The following is a 15,750-nucleotide window of genomic DNA, read 5'->3' as shown; positions in this document are numbered from 1 at the left end:
CACAAATTATGGATTATCATTATGCTTATACGTAAGGAAATTTTAACTTTGTCGTATAATGTAAATCAGGCGAAATATGGACGCCAAAATCACACTTTCCTTCGACAGACAGGTCATCGAAAAGGCCAAAGAGTTCGCCGCTTCCCAGCAAATAAGTTTGTCCAGACTTACAGAATTTTTATATGCTCAGATCACATCTGGTGACTATAAGTCTCTGGATGAATTGCCAATTTCTGACTGGGTCAATATAGTTGCAGAGGGGCCTGCCGAATACAAAAAGACATCTTCCCGAAAATCATTGAAAAATGAGTATTTTGAATCCAAGAAATGAAACTGTTTCTGGATGCAAATATCTTGATTTCCGTGCTCAATCAAGAATATCCAAATTTCAACTATACTTCTAGGATCTTGAGTTTGGCAGATCGGCCTTCCTATCAGTTGTTTACGTCACCCATATGTTTGGCGATCTCATTTCATTTTTCTGAAAAAAAAAGCGGTTCGAAAGCTGCGAAATGGAAAATGCAGCTTTTGAGTACAAAGATAGGAATTGCCAAAGTGGATCATGGAGTGGTCACCCAAGCCATTAATGATAAGCGTGTAATAGATTTCGAGTATGGCATGGAGTATTATTCCGCCATTCAGGAAGGTTGTCAGCTTATAATTACAGAGAATGCATCAGATTTTTTCTATTCGGTGATTCCCGTGATGGACAGCCGGCAGTTTATAAGGAAGTTTTTCTAATTGGCCTCCGCCATTCTCACTTTCACCTTTTTGATGCGCTCTTGGCTTACTTTTTCCAAAAGAATGGGCATTTGTTTCCGATCTATCGCCACATAAGTAGCCGTATCCATTATAGTGATCAACCCAATCTGTTCTGGAATTAAGCCTCCCTTTTTAGTCAACATGCCGACCACATCCCCCCGGCCGATTTTATCCTTTTTGCCGGCACTGATGTAAAGACAGGCCCATGGCGATGGTTCCGGGAGGGTGATTTCCTCAGGTAGTTCGAGTTCAACAATGGGACCACGAATGTATTCTGGTAACTCCTCATCATTGGCCTGAACTAAATAACTTTGTCCAGAAGCATGCATGCGGGCTGTTCTGCCGTTTCGGTGAATAAAGGCATCCTCTTTAGGAGGTAATTGGTAATGTACCACATGTTTGATTTCAGGTATATCCAACCCCCTTGAAGCCAAATCAGTCGCAATCAGGACATGGTGCGTTCCATTACGGAATTTGATGAGATTTTTTTCCCGATCAATTTGCTCCATGCCTCCATGCAATACCGCGTGCTCAAAATGATTGCTGGATAGCAAAGCACTAATCCTATCCACAGCATCCCGGTGGTTGCAGAAGACTAGGCATACCTCATGACCAAAGCCTGCGATCAAGCGCATCAACGTTTCAACTTTTTCAACAGAGGTAGTTCTTACTATGTTCAACTTCAATTTTGAATCCTGCGCATCTTTTAGATAATCTACCTCGACCACAGATCTAAAGGGTAGAAATTCCGGTAATCTAGAAAGTTGAGTGGCTGAGGTAAGGAAGTGCCGTTGATCACCGGGAAGTTTTTCAAAGATAACCTTTAGCTGCTCATGAAAACCAAACTGCAAGGATTTGTCAAATTCATCCAATACAACCAACCGAACAGTGCTTGGGTCAAAAGATCCGTTGTCTACGTGCTCGGACAGGCGTCCGGGTGTAGCAATGATAACCGCAGGGGCATCTAGCAGGGCATTTTGTTCAGTTTTCATGGAATGCCCCCCATAGCAAGTTGTGACTTTGAAAGAGGTCTTAAGGGATTTGAACACCTGTTCGATCTGTAACGCCAACTCTCTGGAAGGAACGATCACCAGCGCTTGAACGACAGACTTATTAAGGTCCAACATTTGTATTAATGGAAGCAGGTAGGCCAGCGTCTTGCCTGAGCCGGTAGGGGCTAGCAATATTAGTTGGTCTGAACCGGAAGCTTTGCCAAAAAACTCCTGTTGCATTTCATTAAATGCTTCCAGGCCTAAAGTTTGTAAATAATCGGAATAATTGAAGGGTGATTCGGACATGGTGCAAAGGTAGCAACAATCCACCGAAGATTGTCGATAATGAATGAGTAGTTGGAATTCAACACCTACTTACTCTTTCTCTTACGAATCCGTAAAGTGGCTATGGTTGTTATTACGGCGATAATTATGAAGGGCCAAATATTCAAAAGCCACAATAAGAAGCTCAGCAAATTGTTCCATCCGTTTCTTAAGGCTCCTCCAATAGAGGGTCCAAATCTAGAAGAAGCTGATTTTTCATGAAACTCAACCACAAGCGTACTCATCGAAGTCTGATTTTGCAAATAATTCAGCCGTCCCTCAATGGATTCTATTTCTGATCTTAAACTTCCTATTTCTTTTTCAATTTTTAAAATTTCCTCCACCGTAGTGGATTGTTGCAAAAGCTCTTTATACCTGTTTTCCAACGACTTTTTAGTATTTATCCTTGAATTTATGTCGATAAACTCTTCTGTAACATCCAGGGAATTAACATGTTGGCTTTCTATTCTTTTGGCTAAAGCTGTGATTTTCTCAACAATTTGATCAAACCCAGTAGCAGGAATACGAACTGTAATGGTGTATTCTGTAATATCCCCAAATGTATTTGCATAGTCTTTGGAAATATATCCTTCATGTGCAGCAACTAGTTCGAGTAAGCGAATTTTTGTTTCCCTAGCATCAGTGGTTTCAAACCTTATATTTCCATCCTTAATTATTTTTCGAAGATCTTCTACTTGTGAGACTGGATCCTCCTTGCTCGGTGCAATTTTTGAAGCTGGAGTCATAACCATCTCTTCGAGTTCACTTATCTGGCCCAAGTCACGGAATTCGCTGTTTTGACCGCAGGAACCTAAATAAACCAGACTCAATGCTATAAAAAAAAGAGTTCTATGATATTTATCGGAGTTTACCATTTTGGAAAGAAATAAGCACCTAATATAGAAATATTTTTACGTTTTACTGATATAGTCCCGCTCTTTAGCTAAGAAATTAGTTGTACTGTTATTGGTTAGTAATTGTCTTGGATCTATATTTCAGAAAATAATTTCGATTAACACCTAGTGAACTAGAAAAAAGAGATACCATTATAGTTTTCCTGTTTTATTAGAACTAACAGTACGCAGGGTAGAAGCGCGAATCAACAAATTAAAGGGCAAGATAATAAGTTCTTTCTCCTGCCTTATTCCAGACTCATTTGCTACAAGTTTTTGGATGAGTTTTTCCATAGCTACTTCTCCAATTTGAAATCCCGGATAACTCACTGTCGTTAGATTCGGTTCTACCATACGGGAAATGACGTCATTATTAAATCCAACCAGTGCGATTTCTTCAGGAACCATAATTCCCCGCTTTTTCAGCGCTACAAGGCAGCTAGCGGCACAACTGTCATTCGATACCAATAAGCCATCCGGACGTGGTTTCATTTCCATGAGTTGGCTTACAATTTTCTCCCCTGCCTCCTCACTCAAATCCGTCAGAATTACATTTTGCGGAACGTGTCTGATTCCAACTGATTCCAAGGCTCGTTGGTATCCTTTTAACCTGTCCGCATATACATTAATCTTCAAATTGCCCAAGGCGTGGGCAATGTTTTTGCACCCTTGTTCAATTAGGTGCGCAGTCGCTTCGAATGCTGCTTTTTCATTGTCAATTACCACGCCCATTCCATAGTTTTGTTCAGGAACCCTGTCAAAAAAGATGACTGGAATTTCTTTTTTAAAAAACGGTTCAAAATGATCAATAGCTTCCGTATCCGCAGCTAATGACACCAATAATCCATCGACCCTACTGTTGAACATTGTTTTGGTATTGGCGATTTCTTTAGTAAGGGATTCAAGTGATTGACTGATAATCAGGTTGTATCCTGCTTGGCTGGCGACCTTTTCCATACCTGCCAGCGCGGAGGATTGAAAGGGGCTATTGAGTCGTGGAACAATGACACCGATGTTAAAAGTGTGTTTTCTGCGAAGGTTGGAGGCAAATATATTGGATTGATACCCGAGTTTAGCGGCAGCCTCAAAGATTTTAATTTTGGTGTTTTCTTTGACCCGCGGATGGTTGCTCAACGCCCTACTCACCGTTGTGGGTGAAAATCCTATACTTTCCGCAATATCATAAATTGTAATTTCTTTCTTCATCGAATAGCCTTCATGCCAAGGTTTTAACGGGTAAGGTAAAAAAAGGATTTAAAAAATGAAACCGATTGCATATTTTTTTTGATTTCCATTGTATCCGACCGAATATATATATATGTTTACGACAATATATCCCGAAAATACTATTCAATAGCCCAAAAACTATGAAGCATACGTTTTTTATTTTCTTGTTGTTCATCGCACTGCAGTCCGGAACTTCTGCCTGGGGGCAGCGATTGGCGACATTAGAAATTGAATTAAAAGAATCCCCAAAATTCGCATTTCCCGTAAGTGTGGATTTGGATCAAATTACCCATTTGGCTGATTCCTCCATTCAGCTAATGGAAGTTGTTCAGGGGCAAGCCAGATCAATCCCTTATCAGATTTATAACCAACGTGGCAGAAAGCTTTACTGGATGGTTTCTTCTACGGGAACCCAAGGTAACAAACGTGTTTTTGAAGTCCATAAAAGCCCAAGCTCAAGCAATTTATCCTTTCTGGCAATTGCCATGGATGATGCCGCAATCTATATTCGAAGGGAAGGCAAAGATCTTTGGCAGTATAACCATGCGGTAGCTTATCCTCCCGCAGGTGTGGATTCCGCATATGCCAGAAGTGGATTTGTACATCCAATGTGGTCGCCTACCGGCAAAGCACTTACCCGAATTCAACCGCCCGACCATTATCACCATTATGGCCTTTGGAATCCCTGGACCAGTGCGGAGTTTGAGGGACAAACGATTGATTTTTGGAACTTAAAAGAAAGGCAGGGTACTGTAAGGTATGCAAATACACAGGAAAAAATTCAAGGTCCGGTTTTCGCAGGCTATAAGGTATTGCACGAACATGTCGTTCTTAAAGGGAATGTGACTCCAAAAGTAGCCATGGTGGAAACACAGGGGACTAACATCTTTGCCACTCCGGAAGAAAATGGAATTTACTTGGCTGATATTTCAATTTCTCTCAACACTGCTACCGATGATCCTGTACTGCTTAAGGAATACCGCTATGGAAGTCTAGGCTGGAGGACCACGGAGAAGTGGGACAGATATAACAGTGAAGTAATTACATCAGAGGGGAAAAATAGGGTAGAGGCTGACGGTAGCTTGGCGACTTGGTGTATTGTACAGGGAGACATAGATGATGATTACGCCTCAGTGGTGATGATGTCCTCTCCAACCAACTACAACCATCCCGAACCTTTGCGGATTTGGCCGGAAAACCAGTATGACAGGGGCGATATGTACGCCAACTTTGCACCCACTAAAAACAAGGACTGGAATATTGAGCCGGGTAAAAATTATGTGCTTAACTACAGGTTTTTGGTTTCCAGCAAAAAATTGACAGCTGAGGAAGCAGAAAGTGCCTGGCAGAATTTTGCCTATCCTCCCAAAATAAAAATCGTTCTGGATTAAATCTTGAACGAAGAAAAAATATCTTTTATATTGACTGGATAATTCAAGTTAAAAACGACAAACTCAAAATGCGCACAACATTCAAAAAATTAGTAATGGTATTTTTTCTCGGCTGCTTTGTTACCTCTATAGGTTTGGCGGCAGACGACCACTTAAGTGGTTTAAAAGTATTGGTTTATACCAAAAATGGGGAAGGATTTGTACATGATAACATTCCCTTTGCAGTGGAAAGTGTTGAGCGTTTAGGTGTCCTACATGGATTTTCGGTGGAGGTTTCTGACGATCCAGGCATCTTTGCTGAAGACAAGCTAAAGGATATTGATTTTATGGTTTTTACCAGCACGAACAACGACGTATTTGACACGGATGAACAAAGGTTGGCTTTTCGGAGGTATATCCAAGCTGGCGGTGGTCTGGTAGGTATACATTCCGTTGTCGGGACGGAAAGAAACTGGGAATGGTTTAAGATGATGATCGGCGGGCGGTTTGTGTGGCACCCCAAATTTCAAAACCTAAAAGTAAATAAACTGGACCATTCGCATCCTTCGATGGAGGGAATGCCAAATGTATGGGAGAAGGAGGATGAATGCTATCTTATGAAGGAATTATATCCCGGAATTAAGGTAATTATGGCCCATGACTTGGAGTCACTGAATAAGGATCAGGAAGAAAAGGTCCGTGAGCTTTCAGCGCCCTTTGCAAGGTATTACCCGGCGGTCTGGCATCAGGATTTTGATGGAGGTGTAGTATGGGTTAGTGCTCTAGGGCACCATATTAAAGACTATGAAGATCCCACCTTTGTCAACCATATGCTTCAAGGAATGAGGTTTGTTGCATCCCAAGTAAAAGGAAGGGACTTTAATCAAGCATATGCGACGGATAGGAATACTCCGCTAAAAGCATTTATAAATTAAAAAGATAAAAATTATCATTGACCATATAAATAACCTAACGAAGATTCGATGAAATCGAGCATGACGAAAATTTCACATAGAGAGATAATTATCGTTGCGAGATTCCATCCCGATAAACCGGGGCAAGTTATGACCCCAAAAAAACAAATTATAAACACATGAAATCGAGCATGACGAGTACGTCACACACTGGGATGATTATCATCCATGCGAAGATTCCATCTGACCATTAAAAGAAAATTATAAACAGATTCCATGTGACCGCTGAAAAACAATTATAGACACATGAAATCGAGCATGACGAAAACGTCACACAGTGGGATGATTATCATAGCGAGATTCCATCTGACCATTAAAAAACAAAAAATAAACAGATGAAAAAAGAAGGTACCGACAAACTAAGCCGCAGGAATTTCATGAAATCCAGCACCAAAGGAGCTTTAGCAGCCTCTTTGGCTATAACAGGATTTCCCACTATTGTGCCCGCGTCTGTATTGGGGAAAAATGCGCCAAGTAATAAGATCAATATCGGACAGATAGGCTTCGGCCGAATAGGAATGACACACGATCTTCCCGAGACAATGAAAAATGACATTGCCAGGGTAATAGCTGTAGCGGATGTGGACAGCAAAAGGGCCCAAATGGGTAAGGAGTGGATAGAAAAGCAATATGCTGACAAATACAATAAGCCCAATTACGTCGAAGTCAAAGTATATGATGACTACAAGGAAATGTTGTTGCAGAAGGATATTGATGCAGTCATCATAAGTACTCCTGACCATTGGCATGCCCAACCCGCGATGGAAGCAGCCTTGGCAGGAAAGGATATTTACATGCAAAAGCCTACATCGCTTACCATTGCGGAGGGTAGGACGATGAGTGATACCATTCACCGGACTGGTGCCATTTTCCAAATTGGAAGCCAGCAGCGCTCCGTATCTCCTTGGCCACAGTTCAAACGTGCCTGTGAATTGGTACGGAATGGTAGAATAGGTGAGGTAAAGCGTATTTTGGTAGGCCTACCGGGAGATCCGGCAGGAGGTAATCCTACGGAAATGCCAGTGCCTGCTAACTTAAATTACGACATGTGGTTGGGGTCTACTCCGATGGTTCCATATACGCTAGACAGAGTTCACTCTCAAACTAATTTGAATGATCGGCCGGGGTGGCTTCGATGTGAGCAGTTTGGAGCAGGAATGATTACCGGATGGGGAGCGCATCACTTGGATATAGCCCACTGGGGCATGGGTACGGAGTATACCGGGCCCATTGAATTGGAAGCTACCGCTTCTTTTCCCACAGAAGGCCTTTGGACTGTCCATGGTGACTTTGAAGTAACCGCCAAATATGCCAATGGTGCCACCATGCTGGTTAGCGGTGCCTACCCCAACGGGGTTAGATTTGAAGGGACGGATGGCTGGATTTTTGTTGCTCGAGGAAATGTGGGCGTAACAGCTTCAGATCCGGTTGCCGGCAGCAAGGCCAGTGAAGCGTTCAAAGCAAGTGATCCGAAAATCTTGACTTCCGTAATAGGGCCTGATGAAATCCACCTCTACGAAAGTTCGGAACATCATAAAAACTGGCTGGACTGTATCGTCAGCCGGCAGCAAACCATTACCCCGGCAGAAGTTGCCCAGCGGTCCAACAGTGCTTGTCTGCTTTCCCATATTGCTATGAAAATCCCACGCAAGTTATACTGGGATCCCATAAGAGAACGCTTCAAAAATGACGACGAAGCAAATGCGATGCTTTCAAGACCTCAAAGGTTTCCATATGGAGTAGATTATGTGATCTAATCCTTTCACTCAGGTGGAATAAGCCATGTTCCGTACTAATTTTGATACTGATCTTTTCAGGAATTGAAGAAACACGGAGTATGGCTTTTTAGCTTTATTCTTCTACGATTACTGGTGAGTAGAAGAAGTACATATCCGATATCCCTATCATAGTCTGCACAGGGAATCGGTGAAATATCACAATTATGTGATCAATTATTTACGTTGAATATTTCTTATCCTCAAAATATTTATTTTTCATGTCATTAATACAAAGTTGGCGCTGGTTTGGGCCTAATGATCCTGTAACTCTATCAGATATCCGTCAGGCTGGAGCCACCGCAGTGGTATCCGCCCTGCACCATATTCCCCATGGGGAAATCTGGCCGATCGAGAAAATCAGAGGGCGGAAAGCGGTTATCGAAGCAGCTGGTCTGGAATGGCTTATTGTGGAAAGCGTGCCTGTACATGAATCCATTAAGACGAAAGATAAGAACGCCGAACATTTCTTGGAGAATTACCGGACTTCACTTCGCAACCTCGCAGCTTGCGGCTTGAAAAAGGTCTGTTATAATTTTATGCCTGTGCTGGACTGGACGCGAAGCAACTTGGCCTATCCGTTGGCTAATGGCGCAAAGGCACTTTATTTTGATTGGGTAGACATTGCTGTGTTTGACCTAAAGGTGCTGCAACGTGAAGGTGCTGAATCTTTTTATGACCCAGAGATCTTAGCGCAGGTGGATAAGCGGCAGTTTGAAATGTCTGCTGAACGCCTTCAGGAATTGACGGATATTGTGCTCATGGGGGTGCCTACGGAAAAAGGGATTTCTCTGGAGCAACTGCGGGAGAGCATAGCGTTGTATGCTACTATCGGTAAGAATGGTCTTAGAGAAAATTGGATGTATTTTATGGAAAGTATTCGACAGGTCTGTGAAGAGGAAGGAATCATCATGACCATGCACCCCGATGACCCTCCTTATGCCATTTTGGGGTTGCCTCGAATTGTATCCAACGAGGAGGATCTTGTGTTTTTGACTGAGGCAGTACCACAGGAATTTAATGGCATCTGCTTTTGCACAGGATCATTGGGAGCAGGGGCCTTTAATGACCTTCCAACTATCTTAGACCGTATTGGTGATCGGGTTCACTTTGTTCATTTGAGGAATGTGAAGAAAGACCGCCTTGGGAATTTTTATGAAGCTGACCACCTTGACGGAGATGTGGACATGGTAGCTGTCATGCAACGGCTTCTTTCACTCAATAAATCCAGAAAAGAGCCTATCCCATTTCGCCCCGACCATGGTCATCAGATGTTGGACGACTTGAAGAAAACCTCCAACCCAGGCTACTCCGCAATTGGGAGATTAAAGGGATTGGCGGAATTGAGGGGACTGATGGCGGCATTGGATGCATTATAAGAAAAATTAAATTTTGGACTATTTCTCAGTTTTCTGAACGTTTCTTATTGTTTTTTGCTTCCTTTTTTATCCAGCATTGGGTTGAAATTATTTTGTGATAAGAAAAATGGCTATTCCAAAAAGTTCGCTTTTATCATTTATGAAAGAATAACCTAAAAAACATGAAACATACCTATCATATACATGGAATGACGTGCAACGGCTGTTCCAGTCATGTAGAGAAAATTCTTTCAAATGTAAAAGGGGTAACCAAAGCAGAAGTTGATTTAGAAAAAGCCGAAGCCTCCATAGAAATGGAAAAGCACATTCCATTTGAAACGTTTCATGAGGCTTTCCAAAAGGATGGTGGAATATATAGTATCCATAAATCAGGAGAACATCAACATAATCCAGAAGCCAAAAAAGAGAAATCAAAAAGAAAAGGCACATATTATTGCCCAATGCATTGCGAAGGCGATAAAACTTATGACAAAGCAGGAGATTGTCCTGTCTGTGGAATGGATTTAATCGAAGAGCAAAATATATCCAGTACTTCTTCAGAACAATGGACTTGCCCAATGCACCCGGAAATTGTAAAAGATGAAGCCGGTTCTTGTCCTATTTGCGGAATGGATTTGGTGCCACTACAAGCTGACGTCTCAGCGGAAGAAAAAACATATAAAAATCTGCTAGGGAAATTTTGGATAGCATCAGTTTTCACGCTACCAATATTCTTTATCGCAATGAGTGAAATGATTTCCAATAATCCACTATATGAAATACTGGAACAAAAACATTGGAATTGGATTCAGTTTGCATTGTCCATTCCAGTAGTGTTTTATGCCACTTGGATGTTTTTTGAGCGGGCCTATAAGAGCATAAAAACGTGGAATCTCAATATGTTTACCCTAATCGGAATTGGGGCAGGAGTGGCTTGGTTATTTAGTATGTTTGGAATGCTTTTTCCAGATATATTCCCTTCACAGTTTAAAACCGAATCAGGTGCAGTTCACGTCTATTTTGAAGCTGCTACTGTTATTTTAACTTTGGTGCTCCTAGGGCAATTATTGGAAGCCCGGGCCCACAGCAAAACCAATTCGGCAGTAAAAGAACTTTTGAAATTGGCACCTAACAAAGCTATTAAATTGGTTAATGGGGAAGAAGTAGAAGTAAGCATAGACAAAATAGAACTAGGGGATATCTTAAAAGTAAAACCTGGTGAAAAAATTCCTGTGGATGGTTCAATTTCGGAAGGAGAAACCACCATCGACGAATCCATGATAACAGGCGAACCTATACCTGTAAATAAAGCCAAGGGAGATAAAGTAAGCAGCGGCACGATCAACGGCAACCAATCATTTCTGATGAAAGCAGAAAAAGTAGGTAGCGACACTTTACTGTCCCAGATCATTCATATGGTGAATAATGCCAGTAGAAGTCGTGCTCCTATTCAGAATTTGGCAGATAAAGTTTCAGGTTATTTTGTACCGGTTGTCGTCCTTATTTCTTTGCTCACCTTTGCAGTTTGGGCTATTTGGGGACCAGAACCTGCTTATGTATTTGCGTTTGTGAACGCCATTGCTGTGTTGATCATTGCTTGTCCCTGTGCTTTAGGTTTGGCAACGCCAATGTCCGTTATGGTTGGTGTTGGGAAAGGGGCTCAAAATGGGGTGTTGATTAAAAATGCCGAAGCACTCGAAAAACTAAACAAGGTAAATACATTGATCATTGACAAAACAGGTACCATAACCGAAGGCAAACCTACAGTAGAAAAAATAGGTACTTTTGATAATGGTCTCAGTGAAAGCGAAGTGCTCCAAGTTATCGTCTCCTTAAACAGCAATAGCGAGCATCCATTGGCAGAAGCAACGGTTAAATATGGCAAAGAACAAAATACAGAAATTCTAAAATCTGAAAAATTTAGTGCTGTTACAGGCAAAGGTGTTGAGGCAACAATTGTAGGTAAAAAAGTAGCCTTGGGCAATCCGAAAATGATGGAATTTTCTAATGCTGAAATTACTTCTACAATGGAGGAAGAGGCTAGAAAATACCAAGAGCAGGGTAAAACAGTTTCTTACCTATCTGTTGATAAAACAGTAGTTGGCTATGTGGTGATTGGCGATAAAATTAAAACCACAAGTGCAAAAGCGATTGCCGAACTTCAAAAAAATGGCATTGATGTAATTATGCTTACAGGCGATAATCAAGAAACAGCAAAAGCAGTTGCTGATGAACTTAATTTAGCAGATTTTAAAGCCAGTATGCTTCCCGAAGATAAAATGAATGAAGTGGAAAAACTTCAACAACAAGGCAAAGTGGTGGCAATGGCGGGTGACGGTATAAATGATGCCCCTGCTTTGGCAAAAAGTGATGTAGGCATTGCCATGGGAACAGGTACAGACGTTGCCATTGAAAGTGCAATGATAACACTGATAAAAGGCGATTTGCAAGGCATTGTAAAAGCACACAAACTGAGTCACTCAGTAATGATAAACATCAAGCAAAATCTGTTTTTTGCACTGATTTATAACACCTTGGGTATTCCTATTGCAGCGGGTCTTTTATTTCCTTTTTTTGGTCTTTTACTCTCTCCAATGATAGCTGCCTTAGCAATGAGTTTCAGTTCGGTGTCGGTAATTGGTAATGCCTTACGATTAAGAACGATTAAAATTTAAAATCAATAAATTATGGATCGCGCTAAACAAAACAGCAATTACAAAATTTTCTTTTTAACGCAGTGATTCCTTACCATTCTATTGCAATCCTATCACAGCCATGTGGACTGCAAGGGCTATTCTTTATTTAATGTGTTTACTCTACCATGAGGTTTCATTCATAATTTCAATGAAGCTTATAGAACCCACGGCTCGGGACTTGATGGATACGGGCGGAGTTTTTGGACGTCCTTGAGATTTAACATTAAATAAAGGTAAAAAGACAATTCACATCGCATTAATTATGCTCGTTGGTCTAGACTAAACCTTCACGAATATTTTCAGCCTATATAGAATATATAGGAACAACCATACGAGCAAAAAGGCACCGAAAGCTTCAAATACCCGGTGCCATTCCTCCGGTAGTGGACTGTAAAGTCCAAAGAAGAGCTTTCTTGAGGTATAATTGAAATTGATAAAGCTATATGCGAAATATATGGTCAGGGAATTAAGCCCGATAACCTGGAAGAAAAATGCCCATTTTCGGATTTTCCATACATCAATGACCGTGTAGAAAACCATCACAAAGATAAAGGCCATTCCTGCTGTTAGCATTATAAATGAACTGCTCCATAAGTGCTTATTGATAGGCAAATGAAGATCCCACAGCAGGCCTAATCCGATTCCTGCTACCCCGGCCAATGCAAGTACCTTTATTTTTTGTTGATCATTCCACCCTTTAGCCAGAATTTCACCCGCTATCGTTCCAAAGATGGTGAGACACATAGCGGGAAACTGGGTCAATATGCCTAGTTCGTCATAGGTCCCCTGTAGCAACCTTCCTGGCAGAAAGGTTCTGTCGAACCAACCCACCAAGTTGCCTTCAAAACTTAGATCTCCTGCACCATACCCTGGAACAGGTATCAGGAATAAAGCTGCGTAATAAGTCAGCAAAATACCCATGGCCCATCCCAAACGTTGGATGGTGTTGAAGTTAAGGTACAGGACAGTTGCTACGAACGAAGCCAGCCCAATTCTCCCGAGAACTGATCCCAATCTAATTTGAGACGGTTCAAAAAACGGAATAGGTGAGTTCTTAAAAACGATACCAAGACATATCAGCACCAACATCCGAGTGAATGTCTTTTGGTAAAGCGTGTTTTTACTTAGTCCAAGGGTACGGCCTTTATTTAATGAAAATATGAGAGACACTCCGGCAATAAACAGGAAAAGCGGAAAGATAAAATCGTAAAAAGTAAATCCATCCCATGTAGGATGTGTAAGTTGATCGGCAAACCAATCAACAGCTCCAATTCCGGTTTTGTCTTTTAAAAGAACCAGGAAGGTGCCGCCTCCCGCAATTAAAAGCATATCAAATCCACGCAAAGCATCCAAAGATAATAGTCGTTTGGAACTTTTTGGAGGCTGATAGGTGGCGGAAGAAAAATCCTCGGAAATTACATCCAAAGAAGATTCTTTTAGGTTATTTGGTTGGGTCATTGATGAGTTGATTGTTCAAATTAAAATCAAATTTAAGTAACATTACGAAAGCAGTTACTGTATTTTTCAGTCAATCTATTTTAATTCTTTGGGAATTAAAAGCATTTTTTTGCAGATGAGCAAAAATTAATGGCAAACGCACTGGATGTGGGGTTATATATTCCTTGAAAACCTTAAACCGAAAAAAAAAGGGAATGTAATTTTGCCAAAACGGAAGAATTGGATGGATTTTACGGGACTAGGCTCTTAGTCCATTTAATTTTGTTAATTTTGAGATCTTAATTATTTTGGTTTTATTTTATTCTCAATTATTTCATGGAAATTAGTATAAATGCGGATCCCAAAAGTCTCGGGGAAAAGGCAGGCAAAGCAGCAGGCGAATTGATAAGAAATGCCATTACTACCAAAGGTAGGGCCAATATCATTCTTGCTACCGGGACGAGCCAATTTGAGACCATCAACCAATTACTTGCAGAAAAAGGAATTGCTTGGGAAAAAGTCACCATGTTTCACCTGGATGAATACATCGGTCTTCCAGTCACCCATCAGGCAAGTTTTAGAAAATACCTGAAGGAACGTTTTTTGGATAAAGTAGGGAAATTAAAACAATACTATCTCATAGATGGCGAGGTCGATCCTACGGAAGAGATAAAAAGATTGGGAGGACTGATTCAGGACCATCCCATTGATGTGGCAATGGTTGGTATTGGTGAAAACGGTCATCTGGCATTCAATGATCCCCCAGCGGATTTCGATACCGAAGTACCTTACCTTATAGTTGATTTGGACCAAGCATGTAGAGCTCAGCAATTCAACGAGGGATGGTTTCCCAATTTGGATGCAGTGCCTAGTCAGGCAATCAGTATGTCTATTCGGCAAATCATGAAGTCAAAATCAATTATTTGTTCAGTACCCGATGAGCGGAAGGCGAAAGCGGTGAAAGACTGTGTGAAAAATCCCGTCAGCAACCTTTTTCCAGCCAGTATCCTACAAGAACATGGGGACTGTACACTTTATTTGGATGAGGCGTCTGCGTCTTTGTTGGATTGATTTATCCGAATTGAAGAATTGAGGGGAGACTGGTTTAAAAGAGTTGTTGACCGATGAAACATCGGTGAACAACTCTCATAAGTTTGGCTAAATTGCGTGCGTAAAACAGATTAGATAGCACATGAATTGGGTTATTTTTAGTACTTCGTTGTTTATTCTCCATTGTAACGAAGTCGGAGAAATTGATTTTGACTGAATCCGTCCAGTTTATTGCCCTAAATTGATTGATCAGGTCTTGGGTTGTACTTCTTTGGGTTTTCTTATTTGTGTACCATTTCGGCCGTGGCAGGCCTTTGATTTCAGCTTTTGACGCTGAGAGCAGTAACAGAGCGTATACCGCTGTAATAAATTGTGGCACTTTACTGCAGGGTGTTTCTTTTCTCACCTGAGCCTGACCACATCCCAAAAGTGTCTTCTGGTTCCGAAACAATTTATGTAAAGCTTTACATAATGCGTTCAGGGTTAGCAAGCGCAAGGGCCTAAATTTGGAATCTAGTCAGATGGAAACAGGGGCTGGTTTAATGAATTTGGGAGTCCTGGCATTACAGGTCTCCATGAAAATACTCCAACTTACTCAAGCCAGAGATAATCCCGGAACAATTAGTGCTGAGGCCACTTTTGCGCCCCTACAAAAACTGCTGTTAGCGGCCCTTGTAAGTCGATATGAAGGGAAAACAGAAAAACAAAAAAATCCATTTCCCGAAAACACCCTCTCATGGGCCGCTTGGGTCATTGCCAGAATAGGAGGATGGAAAGGTTACCGAAGTCAATCCACCCCAGGGCCAATAACAATGTATAGAGGTCTTGCCAAATTTGACCATTTGTGGGAAGCCTGGAATTTAATGAAAGATGTGTGAACAGAATAGGGTTG

General features: G+C 41.4%; 13 protein-coding genes. 9 read left to right on the top strand and 4 right to left on the bottom strand.

Translation table 11 applies throughout. The features are described from left to right. The first annotated feature begins 76 nt into the window (after positions 1 to 76). On the top strand, positions 77 to 331 hold the full coding sequence (locus FQ608_RS09865; RefSeq protein ID WP_158857955.1) for a DUF6364 family protein: 255 nt from the start codon (positions 77 to 79) through the stop codon (positions 329 to 331). After that, the gene (locus FQ608_RS09860) at positions 328 to 741 is read left to right on the top strand and encodes a type II toxin-antitoxin system VapC family toxin (protein ID WP_158857953.1); all 414 of its coding nucleotides are present in this window, start codon (positions 328 to 330) and stop codon (positions 739 to 741) included. Before FQ608_RS09865 ends, FQ608_RS09860 begins: the two co-directional genes overlap by 4 nt. On the opposite strand, the gene FQ608_RS09855 is transcribed toward FQ608_RS09860, so the two are convergent. From FQ608_RS09855 to FQ608_RS09845, 3 genes are all read right to left on the bottom strand, one after another. Further along, complete coding sequence (locus FQ608_RS09855) at positions 738 to 2,060, bottom strand: DEAD/DEAH box helicase (RefSeq protein ID WP_158857951.1); 1,323 nt, start codon at positions 2,058 to 2,060, stop codon at positions 738 to 740. The genes FQ608_RS09860 and FQ608_RS09855 overlap by 4 nt on opposite strands. A 65-nt stretch (positions 2,061 to 2,125) precedes the next feature. Continuing rightward, complete coding sequence (locus FQ608_RS09850) at positions 2,126 to 2,857, bottom strand: DUF4349 domain-containing protein (RefSeq protein WP_158857949.1); 732 nt, start codon at positions 2,855 to 2,857, stop codon at positions 2,126 to 2,128. A gap of 267 nt (positions 2,858 to 3,124) precedes the next feature. Further along, a complete protein-coding gene (locus tag FQ608_RS09845) occupies positions 3,125 to 4,177 on the bottom strand; it encodes a LacI family DNA-binding transcriptional regulator (protein ID WP_158857947.1) in 1,053 nt (350 codons plus the stop codon). Positions 4,178 to 4,338: 161 nt separating this feature from the next. On the opposite strand from FQ608_RS09845, the gene FQ608_RS09840 reads away from it, so the two are divergent. The 5 genes from FQ608_RS09840 to FQ608_RS09820 all read left to right on the top strand — a co-directional run bounded on the left by FQ608_RS09840 (position 4,339) and on the right by FQ608_RS09820 (position 12,350). After that, a complete protein-coding gene (locus FQ608_RS09840) occupies positions 4,339 to 5,589 on the top strand; it encodes a DUF6807 domain-containing protein (RefSeq protein WP_158857944.1) in 1,251 nt (416 codons plus the stop codon). A 68-nt stretch (positions 5,590 to 5,657) separates the two neighbouring features. Continuing rightward, on the top strand, positions 5,658 to 6,503 hold the full coding sequence (locus tag FQ608_RS09835) for a ThuA domain-containing protein (protein WP_234364154.1): 846 nt from the start codon (positions 5,658 to 5,660) through the stop codon (positions 6,501 to 6,503). Between the two features lie 374 nt (positions 6,504 to 6,877). Then, a complete protein-coding gene (locus FQ608_RS09830) occupies positions 6,878 to 8,299 on the top strand; it encodes a Gfo/Idh/MocA family protein (RefSeq protein WP_158857942.1) in 1,422 nt (473 codons plus the stop codon). Between the two features lie 239 nt (positions 8,300 to 8,538). Continuing rightward, entirely contained in the window at positions 8,539 to 9,696 is a 1,158-nt protein-coding gene (uxuA, locus tag FQ608_RS09825; protein ID WP_158857940.1) for a mannonate dehydratase, read from the top strand. Between the two features lie 161 nt (positions 9,697 to 9,857). Next, positions 9,858 to 12,350, top strand: coding sequence for a heavy metal translocating P-type ATPase (locus FQ608_RS09820; RefSeq protein WP_158857939.1), 2,493 nt, complete (start codon positions 9,858 to 9,860; stop codon positions 12,348 to 12,350). A gap of 300 nt (positions 12,351 to 12,650) precedes the next feature. Here FQ608_RS09820 and FQ608_RS09815 read toward each other — a convergent pair whose 3' ends face one another. Continuing rightward, complete coding sequence (locus FQ608_RS09815) at positions 12,651 to 13,829, bottom strand: acyltransferase family protein (protein WP_158857937.1); 1,179 nt, start codon at positions 13,827 to 13,829, stop codon at positions 12,651 to 12,653. Between the two features lie 315 nt (positions 13,830 to 14,144). Here FQ608_RS09815 and FQ608_RS09810 point away from each other — a divergent pair, with 315 nt between their 5' ends. Both FQ608_RS09810 and FQ608_RS09805 read left to right on the top strand, forming a co-directional pair. Further along, positions 14,145 to 14,879 (top strand): glucosamine-6-phosphate deaminase, encoded by a 735-nt coding sequence (locus FQ608_RS09810; protein WP_158857936.1) that lies wholly within the window; start codon positions 14,145 to 14,147, stop codon positions 14,877 to 14,879. A gap of 500 nt (positions 14,880 to 15,379) precedes the next feature. Then, complete coding sequence (locus FQ608_RS09805; RefSeq protein ID WP_158857935.1) at positions 15,380 to 15,736, top strand: hypothetical protein; 357 nt, start codon at positions 15,380 to 15,382, stop codon at positions 15,734 to 15,736. Positions 15,737 to 15,750 lie beyond the last annotated feature (14 nt).

The organism is Lunatibacter salilacus, assembly GCF_009797935.1.
GTDB classification, from domain to species: Bacteria; Bacteroidota; Bacteroidia; order Cytophagales; family Cyclobacteriaceae; genus Lunatibacter; species Lunatibacter salilacus.
Note: the sequence above shows the minus strand (reverse complement) of the source record. Positions and strands in the feature narration are given on the sequence as shown.